The following is an 18,549-nucleotide window of genomic DNA, read 5'->3' as shown; positions in this document are numbered from 1 at the left end:
GCTTTTCGGACGACCCGCTACATTCGACGCACATGAGCCTCCGCGAGCAGCTGTGCGAATACGGGCGGCGGGCCGTCGAGCTCGGCCTGGTCATCGGCACCTCGGGCAACCTGAGCGTGCGCCAGGGCGACCTGGTGGCGGTCACGCCCTCAGGGGTGGCGCTCGACCGGCTGACGCCCGAGGTGTGCCCGATCGTGGACGTCTCGGGCCACCTCGTCGAAGGCGACACCCAGCCGTCCAGCGAGACCCCCATGCACCTGGCCGTCTACGAGGCCACGGACGCGCTGGCCGTGGTGCATACGCACTCCGTGTTCGGGACGGTCGTGGCCACCACGATGACAGAGCTGCCGCCGGTGCACTACAACGCGCTGGCGCTCGGCGGCGTGGTCAAGGTCGCCGAATACGCCACGTACGGCACCCCCGAGCTGGCCGCCAACGTACGGGCGGCGCTGGAGGGCAAGCAGGCGGCCCTGATGGCCAACCACGGCGGGGTGACCATCGGGCCGACGCTGGAGCAGGCGTTCGAGGCGACCCGCCTGCTGGAGTGGTTGTGCGAGGTGTACGTCAGAGGGCTCGGCGTCGGCAAGCCGGCCATCCTCACGGACGAGCAGCTCGCCGCCGTCGTCGACCGCGCCCTCAACCCGCCGGCCTTCCCCCGCCGCCCCTGACCCGTACGGCCCGCCGTACGGGTCGAGCGCGGCCGGGGGCCGGTCAGGCGAGCGCGGCCTGCTCGGCCAGGCCCAGGGGCAGGCCCCCGGACCCGGCGATCCGGTCGTGGAACTCCTTCGGCGTGCCGCGGAACGACTCCCGGATCCGGTCGATCTCGATCGCGCCCGTGAGGTAGGACGGCGCCTGCGTGGGCCAGGCGCAGTAGCGGTTCACCTCGCCCTGGGCGGTCCCCGGCGACAGCGACGCCTTCGTGGCCATGAACGTCTCGGCCTCCTCGACGGACATGTCCTCGCAGTGCAGCGCGGTGTCCACCACGATCCGGGCGGCGCGGAAGATCCGGCAGTCGAGGTGGGCCAGCTCGGTGGCGGGGGTGTCGAAGTAGCCCTGCTCGTGCAGGACCTTCTCGACGTACAGGGCCCAGCCCTCGGTGAAGTACGGGGTGCGGAAGACCTTCCTGACCGCGCGCGGATTGCCCGCCATGTACGACAGATGCCAGTGGTGCCCCGGGTAGGCCTCGTGGACGGCGATCGACGGCATCTGGGCCCGCGAGTTGGTGCGCAGGCGCTGGCGTACCTGCTCGGGGGTGAAGTCGTCGGGCGTGTAGGGGACGAAGAAGACGCCCGTGCGTGAGGCGCTCAGCGGCGGCGGCGACAGGTAGTGGGCGACGGACAGGACGGGCCGCGTGTACTCGGCCGACGGCAGCACGTGGCACTCCTCGCCGTCGGCGAACGTGACCAGGTCGTGCTCCCTGACGAACGCGCGGGCCCGCCGGGTCTCCTCCTCGTATTCGGCGCGCATGTCGGCCAGCGTCGGCGGGTGGTCGTCCATGAGGGACTCCATGGCCGCCCGCCAGTCCTCGGTGCCGTTGACCCCGAGCGCGACCCTGCGCATCCGCGCGTCCAGCTCCGCCCAGGCGGCCTTGCCCTTCTCGTGCAGCTCGGCGGCGCCGTACGCGAGCATCTCGCGCTCGCGCAGCAGCGTGGAGTAGAGCTTCTCCCCCATCCGCCAGCTGCCGCCGCACTCGAAGCCCTCCAGGAAGGTGACGAGCTCGTCGAACGCCCGGGCGGCGGGCTCGGCGGCCTCGGCGAGCGTCGCGCGCAGGCCCTCGTCCTGGACCATGGACGGGATCGTGCGGGTGAGGAAGTTGCGGCCGGTGCGGGCCTGGCCGAGCCCGCGCTGGACCAGCAGCGGGGCCGCCAGGTCGGGGTCCAGGTTGGCGCGGCAGGCGGCCAGCACGCCGGGCACCTCGGCGAGACGGGAGACGGCGGCCGTCACCAGCTCGGGCTCCGGCTTGAGGCGGTGCTGGAACGGCGCGAACATCGAGGCGAAGATCGCGGACAGGTAGGTGGCGGGGTCGCGCCGCCATGCGGGCCAGGACGCGAGCGCGATCGAGCCTCTCAGCTGGGAGAGGACCAGATCTCTGTCGATCGTGTCGTCGAGCGACGTGGTCTCGAGTGCCGACAGGCGGTCGTGCCAGCGGACCTCCTCCTGCTCGCGGGCGGTCCAGGCGGTGGCGGTGAAATCGCCGAGGGTGTGATCGTAGCCGTCCGCCCCCAATGTGCTGGCGATGACGGGACGGTCGGAAAAGTACCACTTGAGAAACTCGTCCACCGGTGCACCATATCCTGATGAAATGCCCCTGCAGATCACCGGCGCGCTAGGCGACCCTGACCTGATCCGCCTCCCCTGGGAGGTGCCCCTCCAAGACTGGCCGCAGCGTCACCTGGTCGATCTGCCCCGCGGCATCTCGCGCCACGTGGTGCGGTTCGCCAGGCTGTCCGGCAAGGTGTACGCGATCAAGGAGATCAGCGAGCGGTACGCCAGGCGCGAATACCAGTTGTTGTGGGACCTCGCCCGGCTCGACGCACCCTCCGTGGAGCCCGTCGCGTACGTCACCGGCCGCGAGAACGGGCTCGACGCGGCACTGATCACCAGGCACCTGCAGTTCTCCCTCCCCTACCGCGCGGTCATGTCGGGCACCCTGCGCCCCGACACGCTCACCCGCCTGCTGGACGCGCTGGCCGTGCTGCTGGTCAGGCTGCACCTGAACGGCTTCTACTGGGGCGACTGCTCGCTGTCCAACACGTTGTTCCGCAGGGACGCGGGGGCGTTCGCGGCCTACCTCGTGGACGCCGAGACCGGCGAGATGCACCCGATGATCAGCGAGGGTCAGCGGCGCGGCGACATCGACGTGGCGCACACGAACATCTTCGGCGAGATGCTCGACCTGGAGGCCGGCGGGCTGCTGCACCCGTCGATCGACCCCATGGACACCGCCGAGGACATCCTCGCCCGCTACCACCGCCTGTGGGACGAGATCACCCAGAGCGAGATCATCGAGGAGGTCGACTGGCACCGGGTGGAGCAGCGGATCAGGCGGCTCAACCTGCTCGGCTTCGACGTGGCCGAGATGATGGTGCGGCGCAAGGTCGGCACCGGACGGCTGATCGTACGGCCCAAGGTCGTGGACGCGGGGCACCACCAGCGGCGGCTGCTCAGGCTGACCGGGCTCGATGTGGAGGAGAACCAGGCGCGGCGGCTGCTCAACGACCTCGACGGCTTCCGGGTCGCCAAGGGCCTGCGGCACGAGGACGAGGCCATCGTGGCGCACCGGTGGCTGGCGGAGGTGTTCCAGCCCACGGTCGAGGCGATCCCCGCCGGGCTGCGCGGGAAGCTGGAGCCCGCGCAGCTCTTCCACGAGATCCTCGACCATCGCTGGTATCTGTCGGAGGGCGCGAACGCCGACGTGGGGCTGGCCACGGCCGTGAAGTCGTACGTGGACAACGTGCTCGTGCACAAGCCCGACGAGAAGGCGCTGCTCCCCGACGAGGACGCCCAGACCCCCGGCGGGGACACTCCGCAGGCCCCCGGCGAGGCGGCCCGGCCGGTCGGCGGCGAGGACGCTCAGGCTCAGTAGGCGGGCGGAGGCGGAGCGCCTCACGCGCGGCCCGCGTAGTCAGGCGGAGGTCAGCTTGGCGATCTCGCGGGCGATCTCCGGCCAGAGCGGCTCGGGCAGGTCGTGGCCCATACCCGGATAGGTCACCAGCCGGGCGCCGGGAATGGCCGCCGCCGTGGCCCGGCCGCCCTCGACCGGAACGAGCGGGTCGTCCTCCCCGTGCAACACCAGCGCCGGCACGGTCAGGCTCGCCAGCAGGTCCGTACGGTCGCCCGACGCCATGATCGCGGCCAGCTGCCGGCCCGTGCCCGCCGGGTCGAAGCAGCGGTCGAACGCGCGTCCGGCCCTCTGGACGACCCGCTCCCGGTCCATCGCGTAACCGGGCGAGCCGATCACCGCGTACGTCTCCAGCGCCTGCGCCAGGACGGCCGCGCGGTCGGCGGCGGGGCGGGCGGTCAGGGCCGCGAACGCGGCCTCCGTCGGCGGAGCGACCGTGGGGCCGGGCGTCGACATGATCGAGGTCAGGGTCAGCACCCGTGCCGGATGCCGGATGGCCAGGGACTGGGCGATCATCCCGCCCATGGAGGCGCCGACCACGTGGGCGGCCGGCCAGCCGATGGCGTCCATGAAGCCCGCGGTGTCGTCGGCCAGGTCGTCCAGCAGGTACGCCGAAGGCGCCCCCGTCGTGGGAACGCCCAGGTCGTGGAGGTGGGTCGACAGGCCCGCGTCGCGGTTGTCGAACCGGACGACGTGGTGCCCCTGTTCCACCAGGAGCTCGCAGAACCCGTCGTCCCAGTGGGTGAGCTGCGCGCCGAGCCCCATGATGAGAAGCAGAGGCCGTCCGTCGGGGGAGCCGATGCGTTCGTAGGCGATGTCGATGCCGTTCGCGGCTACGCGGAGGGTCACGGTGACCAGAATGTCATTCTGGCGCCGCGTTCGTAAAGTCAGCCTCGCCGGGCGTAGGCGCCGGTCGAGAAGGGCACCGGCCGCCCCTTCTTGCCCAGGCCGTCACCCCACTTGGTGATGACGTAGTCGATCTCGATGTGCCCCTTGCCGCCGTTGCCGTTGACCATCAGCGTGCGGGGGTTGAAGGTGCCGCCGGTCAGGTCGGCGAACGTCTTGGCGTCGAGATCCAGCATGATGCCGCGGCTGGAGGGCTCCCCCGGCCCTCTGTCCCCGACGAAGAAGGGCATCTTCTTGCCCTTGTAGATCACGTACCCCTCGGTCAGCAACGGCCAGCTCGGGCTGGCGGCCATGCCTTTCTGCATCGGCTTGCCGCTGGCGGGCAGGCCGGTGTCGCCGGCCCTGCCCGAGCCGTCGTCCCAGAAGTACGACGCCGTGGTGGAGCCCTTGTACAGGGCCTTCTTCTCGGACCCTGGATCGGCGTGTGCCGCCGTGCAGGCGACGCTCATCGAGCCGACGGCGGAGGCGGTGAGCAGGACAAGGGAACGCAGGCTGAACAGGGGAGACATGAAAAAGTGAAGTCCTTCGCGAGGGGACGAGGGGGAGGCACGCCGGCAGGAGGGCACGGCGCTGCGGCACGCCCGAGCGACTACATCGGGCGAGGCAAAGAAAGGGGGGAAGGCGGGCCGCTCAGGCGGCGGCCGGCACGACGCGATTCGGGGGTACGACGCGGTAATACATGCGTTATGTCCTCTCCATCACACCTGCCGGGTTAGCTGACGGGTTCGGGCGTGGAGATGCCCTACCGGCGCGAGCCGGATTCACCCCAGTGAGGTGGGTCCCCGGTTCCCGATCGGGTCGGGATTCGGCGCCAGCCGGAGGCCCTCTCTTGGGTAAGGGCCAGGTCACCGGCTGGTAATGGCGGCAACTCTAGCAGCGAATCGGACATACGCAAACGATTCGCCATTAACCGGGCAAAGATCTACCTGACGCGGGAATACAAAAGGGGGTACGGCATGCCGTACCCCCTCAGTTCCTTCCGGCTCAGCCGCCGCTCTTGCGCCTGAACGATCTCTTACTCGCAGCCGGGCCGTGCGCCCCGTGGATCTTCGATGGGTCGACGCCCCTGCCACCAGCGCCAGAGCCCGCGTGCTGGTTGCGCTTGCGCTCCAGCGCTTCGCGGAACTTGCGCTTCATCTCGTCCTCGGGAGTTTCGCTGACTTCCGGCTCCGGTGATTCCGCCATGAGGACCTCCATGGTGTTGGGGACAACCACAGCTTCGCACGGCGTCGCTTTCGATGCGAAACCGACCTCGCCCTGTCACCCGTCGCGGGTGAACGCCAGCAGCCGGAACACCGGGTCCGGCCCGTCCCGCCCCTGCCCGTGACCCACGAACGTGCTCTCACCGGCCTGGCGCAGACCGTGCCGGGCCGCCTCCGACACGACCAGCTCCCGGTCGTCGGCGGGACGGCGCCGGCCTCCGGACCCGTGGGCGGCGCGCTTGTCGACCGTCGTGACGTACATCCCGCCCGGCCGCACCACGCGCGCGGCCTCGGCGATCACCGGACGGGCGTCGTCGAGCAGGTGCAGCAGCCAGATCGTGGTGACCGCGTCGACCGACCCGTCGCGTACGGGTAACGCGCGGCCGTCACCCAGGACCACGTGCACGCGCCCCGCGGCGACCCGCGCCATGCCGGCGGAGGCGTCCACGCCGAGCACCCGCAGGCCGCGCCCGGCCAGTTCCCTGCTCACCAGCCCGGTGCCGCACGCGACGTCGAGCAGCGTGCCCCCGGGCAGCAGAGCGCGCACGGCCGCGGCGGCGGCCTCGGCCCGCGGCAGACCGCCACGGGTCTCGTCGTAATGTGCGGCTTCGAGATCGTAGTCGAGCACGACCGAATCGTACGCCGCCGGGTAAAGGGAGACCGTTCGGTTCCTGGTGTTGTGTTGGAGTGCCCCAGGAAATACACCCCGCATGTTGGTCGACGCCCCAGGCGCCACGATGGACGTGCCGCGATGAACGTGCTCGGTCATGACCTGGCGATGGATCTGGGTGCCGCGAGCACCCGGATCTACGTCAAGGGCAAGGGCATCGTGCTCGACGAACCCTCCGCCGTCATGCTGGACAGCCGCACGGGCCGGGTCGTCGGATACGGCGCCGAGGCCGCCCAGGGCGAGCGGGGAGAGACACGCTGGCCGGTCAGCGGCGGCCTCCCGGTCGACGACGAACTCGCCCGGCACCTGATCAGATACTTCCTGCGCAAGGTGCACGGGCATCCGTTCTCCAGGCCGCGCGTCGTGCTGGCGCTGCCGAACAACTCCACCCCGATCGAGCGCGCGGCGCTGCGCGACATCGCGTTCGAGGCGGAGGCCAGGGGGATCCTGCTGATCCCGCACGCGCTGGCGGCGGCGCTGGGCGTGGGCCTGCCGGTCAGGGACTCCGCCGGGCGCATGGTGATCGACGTCGGGCGCGACACCACCCGGATCGCCGTGCTCTCCCACGGCTCCGTGGTCGCGGCCGCCACGGTCCCCGGCGGAGGCGACGGCATGAACCGGGCCATCATCCGCCAGGTCGAACGCGACCACGGCCTGCAACTCGACGAGGAGGAGGCCGAGTCGGCCAAGCGGCGCGCCGGCACCGCGTGGAAGCCGCTGTACCGGCAGGTCACGGTGCGCGGACGCGAGAGCGACACCGGCCGCGAGCGCTCGGTGCCGCTGCCCGTGCAGCGGATCTACGAGGCGACCAGGCAGCCGATCGAGTCCATCGTGCGGGCCGCGATCGAGACCGTCGAACAGTGCCCGCCCGAGATCTCCGTGGATCTCGCCGACCGCGGCGCGGTGGTGGTGGGCGGCGGCGCGCTGCTGCGCGGGCTCGGCCGGCGGTTGCGGGCGGCGCTGGGCATTCCGGTGAGCAGGGCGGAACGGCCGCTGGAGTCCGTGGCGCTCGGGCTCGGCCGCTGCGCGGAGGACCTGGGGCTGATCTCCAAGCTCCGCGGCCGGTGACGCCGGCGCGAGAGAGGACGGCGCGACGACGGCAGGACGACGATGGCTCGACGACGGATCGGCAGCGGCCCGGCGGCGGTGAGGGGAGACAGTCCATGACCGTGCACGGCATCGACCACGTCGGGGTGACGGTGCCCGACCTCGACGAGGCGACGAAGTTCTTCGCCCGCGCGTTCGGGGCCGAGGTGCTCTACGACACCCTGCCCAAGGAGCGGGGACCGAAGGGAGGATGGGCGGTCGAGCGGCGCCTCGGGGTGCCCCAGGGAACGGTCGAGGTGGCGATCCGCATGCTGCGGCTGCCCAACGGGCCCGGGATCGAGCTGTTCGAGTTCGGCGGGCCGCGGCAGGCCGACCCGGTCCTCATGTGCGATCTGGGGTGGCAGCACGTCGCCCTGTACGTGGACGACGTGGACGCGGCGGTCCAGCGGGTGACCGAGGCCGGCGGGTCGCCGATGGGCGAGCCGGTGCCGCTGCCGGGACCGGAGTCGGGCGGGCGCAACCGGTTCGTCCACTGCCGCACCCCCTGGGGCAGCGTGGTGGAGCTGGTCACCTACCCGGACGCGCAGCCGTACGAGCAGGACACCGGGCTGCGCCGCTGGCGCCCCTGACGCGCGCCGGCCCCGCCACCCGCGCCGTGCCCGGCCCTCCGGTGAACGCCGCTCCAGCCGTGCCGGCCTCTCACAGGGATGGGCAGGTCACGGGGTGGACAGGGCCTCCGTCGGTGACAGCCGGGAGGCGCGGATGGCCGGGTAGAGGCCGGCCACGGCGCCGATGAGCAGGGTGGCCACCAGGCCGCCCACCGTGGCCCAGGCCGGCACCACGGACGGCCAGCCGCTGTAGAGCGCGTACCCCATGGTGACGCCCATGCCGAGCAGGATCCCGCCGCTCCCGCCCATCGCGGACAGCAGCAGCGACTCGGCGAGGAACTGCGTGCGGATCTGGCCGCGCGTGGCGCCCAGGGACCGCCGCAGGCCGATCTCCGCACGGCGTTCCAGCACCGAGATGACCATGGTGTTGGCCACGCCGACGCCGCCGACGAGCAGGGCCACCGCGCCGACGCCCAGCAGGAGGTTGGCGAACGCCTGGCTCGTCGCCTGCTTGGCGGCCAGCGCGTCGGACGGGCGCGAGACGTCCACCTCGTTCGGCGCCTCGGGGTTGGCCGTGCCGGCCAGCACCTGCCGTACCGACTCCAGCTTGGCCTCCTCCGACCGGGTGTAGAGCGTGGTCGGGTGACCGTCGAAGTCCAGCCTCGACTCCGCCACCGGCCAGCCGATCAGGACACCGCTGTCCAGGTCGGTGGCGAGCGCCACCGGGTTCAGGATGCCGACGACCGTGAACCGCACGCCGCCGACGACGATCTGGGTGTCCGCTCCCGCGGCGCCGATGCCGAGCCGCTGGGCGGTGACGGAGCCGAGCACGGCGGCGGGGTAACGTTCGGTGGCCGCGTTCAGCCAGGTGCCGCTGCTCAGGGTCGCGCCCACCGTGGCGGGCAGGTCGAGGCTCGCGGCGTACGCGCTGATGCCGCCCGTCTGTGCCTCGGGGATCTGCTCCGACCGGTACACCTTGGCCTCGGAGACCTTCCCGACCGACGACGCCCGCTCGACGGGGCCGATGCGTTCGATCATCATCTCCGCGTCCTTCGGCATCTGCGCCGCCTCGCCCATGAGTGTGGTGCCCGACGACACGGTGAGCAGGTTGGTTCCGAGCGCCGACAGCGTACGGTCGAGTTCGGCGCCCGACGAGGACGAGAGCCCGACGACGCCGACCATGGCGGCGATGCCGATCGCGATGCCCAGCGCCGACAGGAACGCCCGCAGCGGTCGCGTGCGCAACCCGACCGCGCCCACCCGCAGGACGTCGCCCGGCCGCATCCTGGCCGGCGACGGCTTGAGCCGCGCCACCTCGATGCCCGCCATCACGCCACCCCTGATCCGGCGTGCCGGGGCCAGGGCTCGCCGTGCGGGGCGGCGGCGGAGTCGGAGACGATCCGGCCGTCGCGCATCCGCACCTGCCTGGGCAGGCCGGCCGCGATCTCCCGGTCGTGCGTGATGATCAGGATGGTCGTGCCGCTCGCGTTCAGCTCGTGCAGCAATTCCATCACCCCCGTTCCCGACACCGAGTCCAGCGCCCCGGTGGGTTCGTCGGCCAGCACCAGCGGCGGGTCGCCCGCCACGGCCCTGGCGATGGCCACGCGCTGCCGTTCACCGCCGGACAACTCGTGCGGCTCGTGGTCCATCCGGTGCCCCAGCCCCACCCGCTCCAGCGCGGCCGCCGCGCGGCGGCGCCGCTCCTGCCTGCTCAGGCCCGTGTAAACGAGCCCGTCGGCCACGTTGTCCAGCGCGGGGATCTTCGCGGCGAGGTGGAACGACTGGAAGACGAAGCCGATCGTGGTGGCCCGCAGCGCCGACAGCTGCCCGTCCGACAACGTCGAGACGTCGTAACCGTCGATGTGGACGGTCCCCGAGGTGGGCCGGTCGAGGGTGCCGACGACGTTGAGCATGGTCGACTTCCCCGAACCCGACGGCCCGACGATGGCGGCCAGCTCGCCGTGCCGGATCCGCAGCGACACCGACCGCAGCGCCGCCACGCCGCCGGGATAGGTCCTGGACACGTCCGTGAGTTCGATCATGGGGTACGTCATGACGTCGGCATCCCCACGGTCATGCCCTCGGCGAGCCCGTCGCCGCTGACCTCGACCCGGCCTCCGGCGAACAACCCCGTCTCCACCGCGACGTACCGGGACCGGCCTCCCTCGATGACCTCGAGGCCGAACCCGCCCTCCTGCAGCGCCACGAGCGCCGCGACCGGCACGGTCAGGACGTCCTCGCGCTTGGAGGCCGTGAACGTCACGTCCACCGCCGCCTTGTCGAGACCCTTGGCGGCCTTCGAGTCGCCGATCGAGACGAGCGCCTCCAGCCGGGTCTCCGGCTCGGCGTCCTGGCTCTCTCCGGGCTGGATGACGGTGGCGACCTCGGTCACCTTGCCGTCCACGCTCTTGCCGTCAGGCAGCGTGACCTCCACCTTGGAGCCCTTCTTGGCCATCCGCTGGTCCTCGGCGTCCAGCTCGACCGTGATCACCTTGGACGTGCCGGTGTAGGTCAGCACCTTCTGCCCGGGCGCGGTCGGCTGGCCCTCCTCGGTCTCCAGGCTCTCCACCCGCACCTTGCCGGGCGCGAAGACGATCCGGCCCAGCTCGACCACGCCGGTCTCGTCCAGCCCTCGATCCTCCTGCCACTCCATGACGGCCTCGGCCGTGTCGTAGGTGTACTCGTCGTCGACGGTGAAGCCGTCGTAGCCGAGCTTGCTGAGGTTGCTTTCCAGCGCCTCGACGTCGTCGCCCTCCAGGCCGGCCTTCAGGTCGCGGTACGCGGGCGTCTTGCCGTACATGAGCATGACCGGCTCGTTGTCGACCCGGTAGAGGGACTTGCCGCGGGTGACCTGCCGGCCGCTGTCGGGCAGCCAGGTGATCGTGCCCGGTCTCCTGCTCACCGCCGTGGTCACAGGGCCGTAGCCCAGCTCGCCGTCGGCGTCCCTGGTGTCGTTCAGGGTCTGCTCGGTCACCTCGGTGGTGGCCGGGGGCAGCGCGCCGGCCGGCTGCGTCGGCCCGGCCTTCCCGTCCAGCAGGCCGGCGCCGTTCACCGCGATCAGCCCGCCGCCGGCGACGGCCACGGCGACCAGCAGGCCGGCGACCAGCTTGCCCCGCCCGCCACGTCGGCGGCGGGCGGGCGTCGCGCCGGGCTCCGCCTTCCCGTCGAGGGGCGTGGCCCGGTCCGTCGCCGGAGTCATCAGGAATCTCCCATACCGGCGTCGGCGGACTCCTTCTGGCACTTGGCCTGCGCGTCCTTGAAGTCGGGGTCCTTGCCGACCTCGCCCGTGATGCGCATCATGCCGCCCTCGGGGTCGGGGTAGTTCTCGACGCCGTTGTCACGCATGCACTGCGCGAGCTTGCGCAGGTTCTCGCCCATCTTGGGGTCGCCCTGGCCCGACTTCTGCCCGCTCGGAGCGAACTCCTTGCAGGCCTCCTGGGCCTTCTCGATCCGCTCCCGATCCTCCGGGCCCTTCACTTCCATCTTCATCCTGACGCCCTTGCCCGGCTCCGGGTCGGGGACGTCCACGCCGTTCTCGCGCATGCACTGCGCGAACTTGAGGCCCTGCTCCTGCGGATCCACGCTGGGCTTGCCGGTGGCCGCTGCCTGGTTGCCGGTGCCGCCGCTCACCGACGCCACATCGGAACCGCTGCTGTCGGACCCGCATCCGGTCAGGAACAGGGTGAACGCGACCGGCGCCACGGCCAGCGCGCTGAGGACTCGTCCTCGCATCGAAACTCTCCTCCGTCGAACTGTCGTCGAAGGGAGATGCAACAGAGCCGGCTGTTTCCTCACCGTTTCCATTTCGGCTTACTTCGAGCGAATATCTCCTGCGCCACAATCGGCCTCGGTAAGCGGATGAAAGGGGCTTGGACACGCCATGCGAGTGCTGGTGGTGGAAGACGAGCGCATCCTCGCCGACGCGATCGCCGAATGGCTGCGGGACGAGACCCACGCGGTCGACCTTGCGCACGACGGCGAGAGCGCGCTGGAGCGGATCGCGGTCAACGACTACGACGTCGTCGTGCTGGACCGCGACCTGCCGCGCGTGCACGGCGACGACGTGTGCAAGCAACTCGTGGCGTCGGAATCCGACGCGCGGGTGCTGATGCTGACGGCCGCCGCGCAGCTCGACGACCGGGTGACCGGGCTGTCCATCGGCGCCGACGACTACTTACCGAAACCGTTCGCCTTCCCCGAGCTGGCCGCCCGCGTGCTGGCGCTGGGCCGGCGCTCCCGCCCCGCGACGCCGCCCGTGCTGCGACGAGCCGGGATCACGCTGGACCCGGCGCGGCGGGAGGTGTACCGGAAGGGGCGGTTCGTGCCGCTGTCGAAGAAGGAGTTCGCCGTCCTGGCCGAGCTGATGCGGGCGAACGGGGCCGTCGTCTCGGCCGAGCAGCTGCTGGAGAAGGCGTGGGACGAGCACGCCGACCCCTTCACCGGCGCGGTCCGGCTCACCATCCTGAAGCTGCGCCGCAAGCTCGCCGACCCGCCGGTCGTGGAGACCGTGCCCGGAGTGGGGTATCGCATCGCATGATCTTCTCGCGCCTGCCACGCCCGCAGCCGACGCTCCGGCTGCGGCTCACCCTCGTCTACGGCGCCCTGTTCATGGTCGCCGGGCTGACGCTGCTCGGCGTCACCTATCTCCTGTTCAACCAGCAGCTCAGCCAGTACTTCGAGAGCCGGTTCGCGCCGGAGCCCGGCAAGCTCAAGAAAACCTTCGTTCTCCGCGACGGGGTCGAACTCTCGGGCGAGGCCGCGAGGGAGTTCGCAGAGCAGCAGGAGATGGAGTTGCGCAGCGTCGCCGTCACGTCGCTGATCACCCAGGGAGTCATCGCGCTGATCGTGGTCGGGTCCGCCGCAGTGGTGCTCGGATGGGTGGTGGCGGGCCGGGTGCTGGCGCCGCTGCACCAGGTGACCGCCACGGCGCGCAGGATCGCCGCCGCCCCGATGGCCGAACGCGGCCTGCACGAACGGATCTCCCTGGACGGGCCCGACGACGAGGTCAAGGAGCTCGCCGACACCTTCGACACCATGGTCGAGCGGCTCGACCACTCCTTCGACGGGCAGCGCAGGTTCGTCGCGAACGCCTCCCACGAGCTGCGCACCCCCCTGACCCTGAACCGGGCCCTGGTCGAGCTGGCCATGCACCGGCGTACGGCCACGCCCGACGTCAAGGAACTGGGCGAGAGCCTGCTGGAGATCAACGCCCGCCACGAACGCCTCATCTCCGGACTGCTGCTGCTGGCCAGATCGGACCAGCACATCGCGGACCGGTCGCCGGTCGACCTGGCCGACGTGGTGACCCACGTGGTCGCCCACACCTCGTCCGACGCCTTCGAAGCCAAGGTCGCCATGTACGAGGTCGCCGAGCAGGCCCCCACCACCGGCGACGCGCTGCTGCTCGAACGGCTCGTGCACAACCTCGTGGAGAACGGCATCCGGTACAACCTCGACGACGGCACCGGATGGGTGCGGGTGGTGAGCCGTACCGTGTCGGACGGGAAGGTCGAGGTGGAGGTCAGCAACACCGGGCCGAGCGTGCCGCCGTACGACGTCCCCCTGCTCTTCAAGCCCTTCCACCGGCTCGGGACCGAACGGACGGTCACGGGGAAGAGCGCCGGGCTGGGCCTGTCGATCGTGCGGTCGGTGGCGCTCGCGCACGGTGGCGAGGTGCGGGCGCGGCCGCGCGACGGCGGCGGCCTGGTCGTGATCGCCTCCCTCCCCCGCCCCCGCGCCTAGCTCGTGCGCGCCGGTGCCGGCAGCGCGCAGATCGGCGTGCAGCCCGCCCGGCTCGACGGTGACGATGTCGTACGTGGCCACGCCCCCGACGGCGAGAGCTCTGTTCAGTTGACGCACTCCTGCGTGTTCAGCCCGAACGCCAACTCCTTGACCGTGCCCTTCTTCGAGGCGATGAAGGCGTAGTAGGCCTTCTTGTTGCCCGGCACGGCGGCGAGGAGGAAGCCGCTCGCGGCGGTCTTCCAGCGCGGGTATGCCTTCTTGACCTGCTTCGTCGTGGAGCCGATGCCGATGCCCTCCGGTGTCCTGACCCCCTTCGGGGCGAAGATCACGGCCACGCCGCGCCGCTTGGAGATGTACAGGCCTACGCTGTTCTTGCCGGTGGGGTGCTCCTTCAGGTCCCAGCCCGAGCACGAGCCGCCCCCCAGCGGGGCTCCGGCACGGAATCTTGGACGGCGGCGGGCTCTCCCCGGACCCGCCACACCGCCGGCGCGATCAACGTGGCGGCCGTCAGGAGCACGGGGCGGTGAGGGCGGGGCGGGGGTTCGCCGGTGAAGGCTGGACAACACCTGCGGCGGTTCTACGGGCGGTCGCGGACGTAGTAGTCGCCGAGCGTGTCGTCATAGCGGCCGGTCGGACGGCAGCAGCGGCGGAAAGCGCCGCCCTGAGCCGCAGGGGCACGGGTCCTTGCCGCCGAGCTTCTCGATCAGCTCCTTGTCGCGGCCGACGCGCCGGTCGCCGCGCTTGACGTGCGTCTCGCTAGAGGGAACCCCCGGCGGCGCTTGCTGGTGGGCTCAAAAGGACATCTCGTCGCGGTGCATGGCGGGCCTCCTTGGTCCGTGTACGGCGCTGTCACGATAGGCGCCCGTACGCGGATCCGCGACCGAGTTTCCTGGCTGCGGCGGCGATTTCCTACAGGCCAGTAACATCGCTACAAAACTTCTTTCGTGTGGGTATCGTACGTAAAGATCTACTGCCCCCGTCTCAGGAGTCATTTCTCTCATGGCGCACGTCGAACCGCTGCGGGAGGACGACCCGACGGCGGTAGGGACATACCGCTTGCTCGGCCGGCTGGGCTCGGGCGGCCAGGGGACCGTCTACCTCGGGCAGGCGCCTGACGGCACGCGGGTGGCGGTCAAGGTGCTGCGTTCGAGGGCCGGGTTCGACGACAGGTTCGCCAAGGAGATCGAGAACGCGCGGCGGGTGGAGCCGTTCTGCATCGCGCAGGTGCTGGACGCCTCGCTGGGGCGGCAGCCGTACATCGTGACGGAGTACGTTGAGGGCCCCTCGCTACACGAGGCCGGCCGGCACGCCGGGGCCGATCTGCAACGGCTGGCGGTCGCCACGGCCACCGCGCTGGCCGCCATCCACGCGGCGGGCGTCGTGCACCGCGACTTCAAGCCCGCGAACGTGCTGCTCGGCCCAGGCGGCCCCCGCGTCATCGACTTCGGCATCGCCCGCGCCATGGACGACGCGGCCACCCACACCAGCGGCATCGTGGGGACGCCCGCGTACATGGCGCCCGAGCAGCTGGCGGGACAGCCGGTGGGGCCGCCGGCGGACGTGTTCGCCTGGGCGTCGGTGATGGTGTGGGCGGCCACGGACACGCCGCCGTTCGGGCAGGACACGCTGCCCGCGATCATCAACCGGATCCTGAACAACGAGCCGCAGCTCGGCGACCTGCCGCATCCGCTGCGCTCGGTCGTGTACGACTGCCTGGCCAAGGATCCGCGGGCCCGGCCGACCATGCGGGAGGTGCTGCTGCGGCTGCTGAGCGGGAACAACCCGCCCGTGCCGCACGCGGGCGGCTCCGGCCCGATGCACCTGCCCCCGCACGCGCCGGGAACCGGTCCAGCACACGTACCGGGAACCGGTCCAGCACACATGCCGGGAGCCGGCCGGCCTGGGAGCGGTCCTCTGCCTCCGAACGGGCGGCACGCGGGCGGGCCCGGCGTGGGGAGGACTGGCGGCCGTAGAGGGCTGGTGGTGCCCTTGGTGGCGGGTGTCTCGGGTGTTGTCGTGGCGGCGCTGATCGGCGGGATCATCTGGATCGCCCCGGGATGGGGTACGCAGGAGAAGAAGCCGGTCGCCGCGCCCTCCCCCAGCATCACCACCCCCACCGCGAAGCCCACGCCGTCGACCACCCCGAAGCGCACCCCCAAGAAGACCAAGCCTCCCGCCCGCCGTACCACCAAGCCCGCCGGCACTCCCAAGCACACGCCCACGGCGACGCCCGAGCGGACCACGGCGCGGCCGACGCCGTCCCGCACCCGTACCACCAAGAGGCCGGTCACGAACGCCACGGCCAGCATTCTCGCGCTCGAGCTGATGGGCGGCCCCGGCCAGTCAGAGTCCGGAGGCTGCTACATGCCGCCGGTGCACGTCCAGACTTACGTGGAGTCGACCAGGCGCGAGGTGTGGGTCTCCTACGCGTGGCTGGTCGACGGCAAAACCAAGGAAAGCGGCAAGTCCTGGGTGCCCGAGGACGACTACACCGCGTTCGTGACCGCCAGGCAGTGGAACCTGCCCGCGGGACGCCACACCGTGACCCTGAAGGTCAGCTCGCCGTCCTCGGCGCGGAAGAGCATGTCGTTCAGCGTCTGCGCGCTGGAAACCTGGTGACGCCGGAGGCCATCGGCCCGTACCGGGTCGTCAGGCCGCTCGGCGAGGGCGGCCAGGGAGTGGTCTACCTCGGCACGGCCCCCGACGGGACGCAGGTCGCCATCAAGGTGCTGCGCGAGGGCGTGCCGGGCGACGGCCGCTTCGCCAAGGAGATCGCGGCGGCGCGGCGGGTGGAGCCGTTCTGCATCGCGCAGGTGCTGGACGCCTCGCTGGGCGCGCGGCCGTACATCGTGACCGAGTACGTCGAAGGGCCCTCGCTCCAGCGGGCCGGCCTCCACACGGGGGCCGACCTGCAGCGGCTGGCGGTCGCCACGGCCACCGCGCTGGCCGCCATCCACCGGGCCGGCGTCGTGCACCGCGACTTCAAACCGGCGAACGTCCTGCTCGGACGGGACGGCCCGCGCGTCATCGACTTCGGCATCGCCCGTGCGATGGACGCCGCGGTGACGCGTACCAGCAGCATCGTGGGGACGCCCGCGTACATGGCGCCCGAGCAGTTCCTCGGCGCGGTCGCCGGGCCCGCCGCCGACGTGTTCGCCTGGGGTTCGGTCATCGTGTACGCCGCCACGGGCGCGCCGCCGTTCGGCAACGACTCGCTGCCCGCGGTGCTCAGAAGGATCCAGTACGACGAGCCGAACCTCGGTGACGTGCCCGAACCGCTGCGCTCGATCGTGTACGGCTGCCTGGCCAAGGATCCGGCCGCCAGGCCGGCCATGCAGGACGTACTGTTCCAGCTCATCAGCGGCCGGCCCCAGGCCAGGGCGTCCGCCCCTGACGACCGGCACCCTCCCGGCGGCGGCCCGATGCCGTCCCCGGCTCCTTTCCCCGGCGGCCCGGCCCAAGCTCCCTTCCCCGGCGGCCCGGCCCAGGCTCCCTTTGCTGGTGGTCCGCCGGTCGCGCCGTTTCCGGCGGGAGGGCGCGGGTGGCCGTCACCGGAGGGGTTGCACGGCCGGACCGGTCCCACCCGCCCGGTGTCCCGTAACCGGCTCGGCATGGCCCTTCTCGCCGGTGCGACCGCGCTGGTCGTGACGGGCGGGCTGGCGGCCGCCTGGGTCTGGCTTCCCACGCCGCCCGGCGACGCCGGCGCCGCCACCGCCACCGTCGCCGCGCCCTCCTCCCCCACCGGCTCGCGTACGGTCGCGGACACGAAGCAGTCGCCCAGGCCGCTGGACCCGTCGGCCGGCCGACGCCCCGGCAGGAAGACCCCCAAACCCACCAGGACCCGGACCACGCCGGCGCCTGCGAAGAGCACGAGGACCACGCCGAAGCCGTCCGCCCGGCCCACCACCGCGCAACCCACCAGGACGAGGCAGGCGGGCGGGGTGACCTCGGTGTCGTTCGACTACGAGGGCATCCGGATCGGAGACTGCTGGCGCTACGACATGAACATCTGGGCGAAGGTGTCGGCGACCGGCTCCTACAGTTACCGGTGGCTGCTCAACGGCCGGAGCCAGGGCGCGAAGGTGGGCAACGCGTCGTCGAAGCCGCTTCTGCCGTCGATCGTGTGGAAGAAGGAAGGCACGTACAGCGTCGTCTTCGAGGTCTTCGAGCCGACGCGCACCAGACAGAGCGCCACGGTGAAGATCTGCGATTTCGACGAGGGCTGGTAGGCGGGCGCTGGCGTCGAGGGGCGGCGGAGGGGCAGGGTGGGCGTGTGATCGTGCCACTATCGGAAGGCAGGCGTTCCCGATGCCCATGATTCCCCGCTTCCACCTGGCCGTGCCCGTCGACGACCTGGACAAGGCCCGCCACTTCTACGGCGAGCTCATCGGCTGTGCCCAGGGCCGCAGCTCCGGCACCTGGATCGACTGGAACCTGCATGGCCACCAGTTCGTCACGCACCTGGCGCCCGCGCGTTCGGAGCGGGTGCACAACCCGGTGGACGGCCACGACGTGCCGGTCCCGCACTTCGGGCTGATCCTGACAATTCCGGAATTTCAGGAGCTGGCGGACCGGTTCCGCGCCGCGGGCACCGCCTTCGTCATCGAGCCGTACCTGCGGTTCGAGGGGCTGCCCGGCGAGCAGTGGACGATGTTCCTGCTCGACCCGGCGGGCAACGCCCTGGAGTTCAAGGCGTTCGCCGACGACGCGCAGGTGTTCGCGGCCGACTGAGCGGCCGACTGAGCGACCGGC

19 protein-coding genes and 1 riboswitch are annotated in these 18,549 nt (G+C 71.5%); of the genes, 9 read left to right on the top strand and 10 right to left on the bottom strand.

The window, feature by feature from the left end:
* The first annotated feature begins 32 nt into the window (after positions 1-32).
* On the top strand, positions 33-668 hold the full coding sequence (locus ABGA98_RS14360; RefSeq protein ID WP_347618744.1) for a class II aldolase/adducin family protein: 636 nt from the start codon (positions 33-35) through the stop codon (positions 666-668).
* 43 nt (positions 669-711) lie between these two features.
* On the opposite strand, the gene ABGA98_RS14355 is transcribed toward ABGA98_RS14360, so the two are convergent.
* Positions 712-2,280 carry a DUF885 domain-containing protein gene (locus ABGA98_RS14355; RefSeq protein WP_347618743.1) on the bottom strand — a complete coding sequence of 523 codons (1,569 nt, stop codon included), beginning with the start codon at positions 2,278-2,280 and terminating at the stop codon, positions 712-714.
* Positions 2,281-2,302: 22 nt separating this feature from the next.
* Here ABGA98_RS14355 and ABGA98_RS14350 point away from each other — a divergent pair, with 22 nt between their 5' ends.
* On the top strand, positions 2,303-3,586 hold the full coding sequence (locus ABGA98_RS14350; protein WP_347618742.1) for a DUF4032 domain-containing protein: 1,284 nt from the start codon (positions 2,303-2,305) through the stop codon (positions 3,584-3,586).
* 39 nt (positions 3,587-3,625) lie between these two features.
* Here the strand turns inward: ABGA98_RS14350 and ABGA98_RS14345 are convergent, their stop codons facing one another.
* The 4 genes from ABGA98_RS14345 to ABGA98_RS14330 form a co-directional block, all read right to left on the bottom strand.
* The gene (locus ABGA98_RS14345; protein ID WP_347618741.1) at positions 3,626-4,471 is read right to left on the bottom strand and encodes an alpha/beta hydrolase; all 846 of its coding nucleotides are present in this window, start codon (positions 4,469-4,471) and stop codon (positions 3,626-3,628) included.
* Between the two features lie 38 nt (positions 4,472-4,509).
* The gene (locus tag ABGA98_RS14340; protein ID WP_347618740.1) at positions 4,510-5,037 is read right to left on the bottom strand and encodes a hypothetical protein; all 528 of its coding nucleotides are present in this window, start codon (positions 5,035-5,037) and stop codon (positions 4,510-4,512) included.
* A gap of 177 nt (positions 5,038-5,214) precedes the next feature.
* A riboswitch (cyclic di-AMP (ydaO/yuaA leader) is annotated at positions 5,215-5,349 on the bottom strand.
* A gap of 163 nt (positions 5,350-5,512) precedes the next feature.
* On the bottom strand, positions 5,513-5,713 hold the full coding sequence (locus ABGA98_RS14335) for a DUF5302 domain-containing protein (protein WP_132601313.1): 201 nt from the start codon (positions 5,711-5,713) through the stop codon (positions 5,513-5,515).
* 75 nt (positions 5,714-5,788) lie between these two features.
* A complete protein-coding gene (locus ABGA98_RS14330) occupies positions 5,789-6,358 on the bottom strand; it encodes a class I SAM-dependent methyltransferase (RefSeq protein WP_347618739.1) in 570 nt (189 codons plus the stop codon).
* Positions 6,359-6,481: 123 nt separating this feature from the next.
* On the opposite strand from ABGA98_RS14330, the gene ABGA98_RS14325 reads away from it, so the two are divergent.
* Positions 6,482-7,468, top strand: a complete 987-nt coding sequence (locus tag ABGA98_RS14325; protein ID WP_347618738.1) for a rod shape-determining protein — start codon at positions 6,482-6,484, stop codon at positions 7,466-7,468.
* 95 nt (positions 7,469-7,563) lie between these two features.
* Entirely contained in the window at positions 7,564-8,076 is a 513-nt protein-coding gene (locus ABGA98_RS14320; RefSeq protein ID WP_347618737.1) for a VOC family protein, read from the top strand.
* Between the two features lie 87 nt (positions 8,077-8,163).
* On the opposite strand, the gene ABGA98_RS14315 is transcribed toward ABGA98_RS14320, so the two are convergent.
* From ABGA98_RS14315 to ABGA98_RS14300, 4 genes are read right to left on the bottom strand one after another with little or no spacing between them, the layout of a single operon-like run.
* The gene (locus ABGA98_RS14315; RefSeq protein ID WP_347618736.1) at positions 8,164-9,384 is read right to left on the bottom strand and encodes an ABC transporter permease; all 1,221 of its coding nucleotides are present in this window, start codon (positions 9,382-9,384) and stop codon (positions 8,164-8,166) included.
* On the bottom strand, positions 9,384-10,097 hold the full coding sequence (locus tag ABGA98_RS14310) for an ABC transporter ATP-binding protein (protein WP_347618735.1): 714 nt from the start codon (positions 10,095-10,097) through the stop codon (positions 9,384-9,386). Before ABGA98_RS14310 ends, ABGA98_RS14315 begins: the two co-directional genes overlap by 1 nt.
* A gap of 8 nt (positions 10,098-10,105) precedes the next feature.
* Positions 10,106-11,254, bottom strand: coding sequence for a peptidoglycan-binding protein (locus tag ABGA98_RS14305; protein WP_347618734.1), 1,149 nt, complete (start codon positions 11,252-11,254; stop codon positions 10,106-10,108).
* Positions 11,254-11,787 (bottom strand): hypothetical protein, encoded by a 534-nt coding sequence (locus ABGA98_RS14300; RefSeq protein ID WP_347618733.1) that lies wholly within the window; start codon positions 11,785-11,787, stop codon positions 11,254-11,256. Before ABGA98_RS14300 ends, ABGA98_RS14305 begins: the two co-directional genes overlap by 1 nt.
* A 148-nt stretch (positions 11,788-11,935) precedes the next feature.
* On the opposite strand from ABGA98_RS14300, the gene ABGA98_RS14295 reads away from it, so the two are divergent.
* Positions 11,936-12,592 (top strand): response regulator transcription factor, encoded by a 657-nt coding sequence (locus ABGA98_RS14295; protein WP_347618732.1) that lies wholly within the window; start codon positions 11,936-11,938, stop codon positions 12,590-12,592.
* Positions 12,589-13,797 carry a HAMP domain-containing sensor histidine kinase gene (locus ABGA98_RS14290; RefSeq protein ID WP_347618731.1) on the top strand — a complete coding sequence of 403 codons (1,209 nt, stop codon included), beginning with the start codon at positions 12,589-12,591 and terminating at the stop codon, positions 13,795-13,797. The genes ABGA98_RS14295 and ABGA98_RS14290 overlap by 4 nt, the downstream gene beginning before the upstream one ends.
* A 104-nt stretch (positions 13,798-13,901) precedes the next feature.
* On the opposite strand, the gene ABGA98_RS14285 is transcribed toward ABGA98_RS14290, so the two are convergent.
* Positions 13,902-14,276 (bottom strand): hypothetical protein, encoded by a 375-nt coding sequence (locus ABGA98_RS14285; protein ID WP_347618730.1) that lies wholly within the window; start codon positions 14,274-14,276, stop codon positions 13,902-13,904.
* 520 nt (positions 14,277-14,796) lie between these two features.
* Here ABGA98_RS14285 and ABGA98_RS14280 point away from each other — a divergent pair.
* The 3 genes from ABGA98_RS14280 (at position 14,797) to ABGA98_RS14270 (ending at position 18,528) form a co-directional block, all read left to right on the top strand.
* Positions 14,797-16,416 carry a protein kinase gene (locus ABGA98_RS14280; protein ID WP_347618729.1) on the top strand — a complete coding sequence of 540 codons (1,620 nt, stop codon included), beginning with the start codon at positions 14,797-14,799 and terminating at the stop codon, positions 16,414-16,416.
* A complete protein-coding gene (locus tag ABGA98_RS14275) occupies positions 16,413-18,026 on the top strand; it encodes a protein kinase (protein ID WP_347618728.1) in 1,614 nt (537 codons plus the stop codon). Before ABGA98_RS14280 ends, ABGA98_RS14275 begins: the two co-directional genes overlap by 4 nt.
* A gap of 79 nt (positions 18,027-18,105) precedes the next feature.
* Positions 18,106-18,528, top strand: coding sequence for a VOC family protein (locus tag ABGA98_RS14270; RefSeq protein WP_347618727.1), 423 nt, complete (start codon positions 18,106-18,108; stop codon positions 18,526-18,528).
* Positions 18,529-18,549: the final 21 nt, after the last annotated feature.

This window comes from Nonomuraea sp. B1E8 (assembly GCF_039871515.1).
Taxonomy (GTDB): domain Bacteria; phylum Actinomycetota; class Actinomycetes; order Streptosporangiales; family Streptosporangiaceae; genus Nonomuraea.
The sequence above is the reverse complement of the archived record's forward strand: the minus strand, read 5'-3'. Positions and strand labels throughout refer to the sequence as shown.

Bases quoted from the DNA above. Each gene is read 5' to 3' on its own strand.
- ABGA98_RS14360 (WP_347618744.1), top strand. From the start codon at position 33: ATGAGCCTCCGCGAGCAGCTGTGCGAATACGGGCGGCGGGCCGTCGAG.
- ABGA98_RS14350 (WP_347618742.1), top strand. From the start codon at position 2,303: ATGCCCCTGCAGATCACCGGCGCGCTAGGCGACCCTGACCTGATCCGC.
- ABGA98_RS14340 (WP_347618740.1), bottom strand. From the start codon at position 5,037: ATGTCTCCCCTGTTCAGCCTGCGTTCCCTTGTCCTGCTCACCGCCTCC.
- ABGA98_RS14335 (WP_132601313.1), bottom strand. From the start codon at position 5,713: ATGGCGGAATCACCGGAGCCGGAAGTCAGCGAAACTCCCGAGGACGAG.
- ABGA98_RS14325 (WP_347618738.1), top strand. From the start codon at position 6,482: ATGAACGTGCTCGGTCATGACCTGGCGATGGATCTGGGTGCCGCGAGC.
- ABGA98_RS14320 (WP_347618737.1), top strand. From the start codon at position 7,564: ATGACCGTGCACGGCATCGACCACGTCGGGGTGACGGTGCCCGACCTC.
- ABGA98_RS14315 (WP_347618736.1), bottom strand. From the start codon at position 9,384: ATGGCGGGCATCGAGGTGGCGCGGCTCAAGCCGTCGCCGGCCAGGATG.
- ABGA98_RS14310 (WP_347618735.1), bottom strand. From the start codon at position 10,097: ATGATCGAACTCACGGACGTGTCCAGGACCTATCCCGGCGGCGTGGCG.
- ABGA98_RS14305 (WP_347618734.1), bottom strand. From the start codon at position 11,254: ATGACTCCGGCGACGGACCGGGCCACGCCCCTCGACGGGAAGGCGGAG.
- ABGA98_RS14300 (WP_347618733.1), bottom strand. From the start codon at position 11,787: ATGCGAGGACGAGTCCTCAGCGCGCTGGCCGTGGCGCCGGTCGCGTTC.
- ABGA98_RS14295 (WP_347618732.1), top strand. From the start codon at position 11,936: ATGCGAGTGCTGGTGGTGGAAGACGAGCGCATCCTCGCCGACGCGATC.
- ABGA98_RS14290 (WP_347618731.1), top strand. From the start codon at position 12,589: ATGATCTTCTCGCGCCTGCCACGCCCGCAGCCGACGCTCCGGCTGCGG.
- ABGA98_RS14280 (WP_347618729.1), top strand. From the start codon at position 14,797: ATGGCGCACGTCGAACCGCTGCGGGAGGACGACCCGACGGCGGTAGGG.
- ABGA98_RS14270 (WP_347618727.1), top strand. From the start codon at position 18,106: ATGCCCATGATTCCCCGCTTCCACCTGGCCGTGCCCGTCGACGACCTG.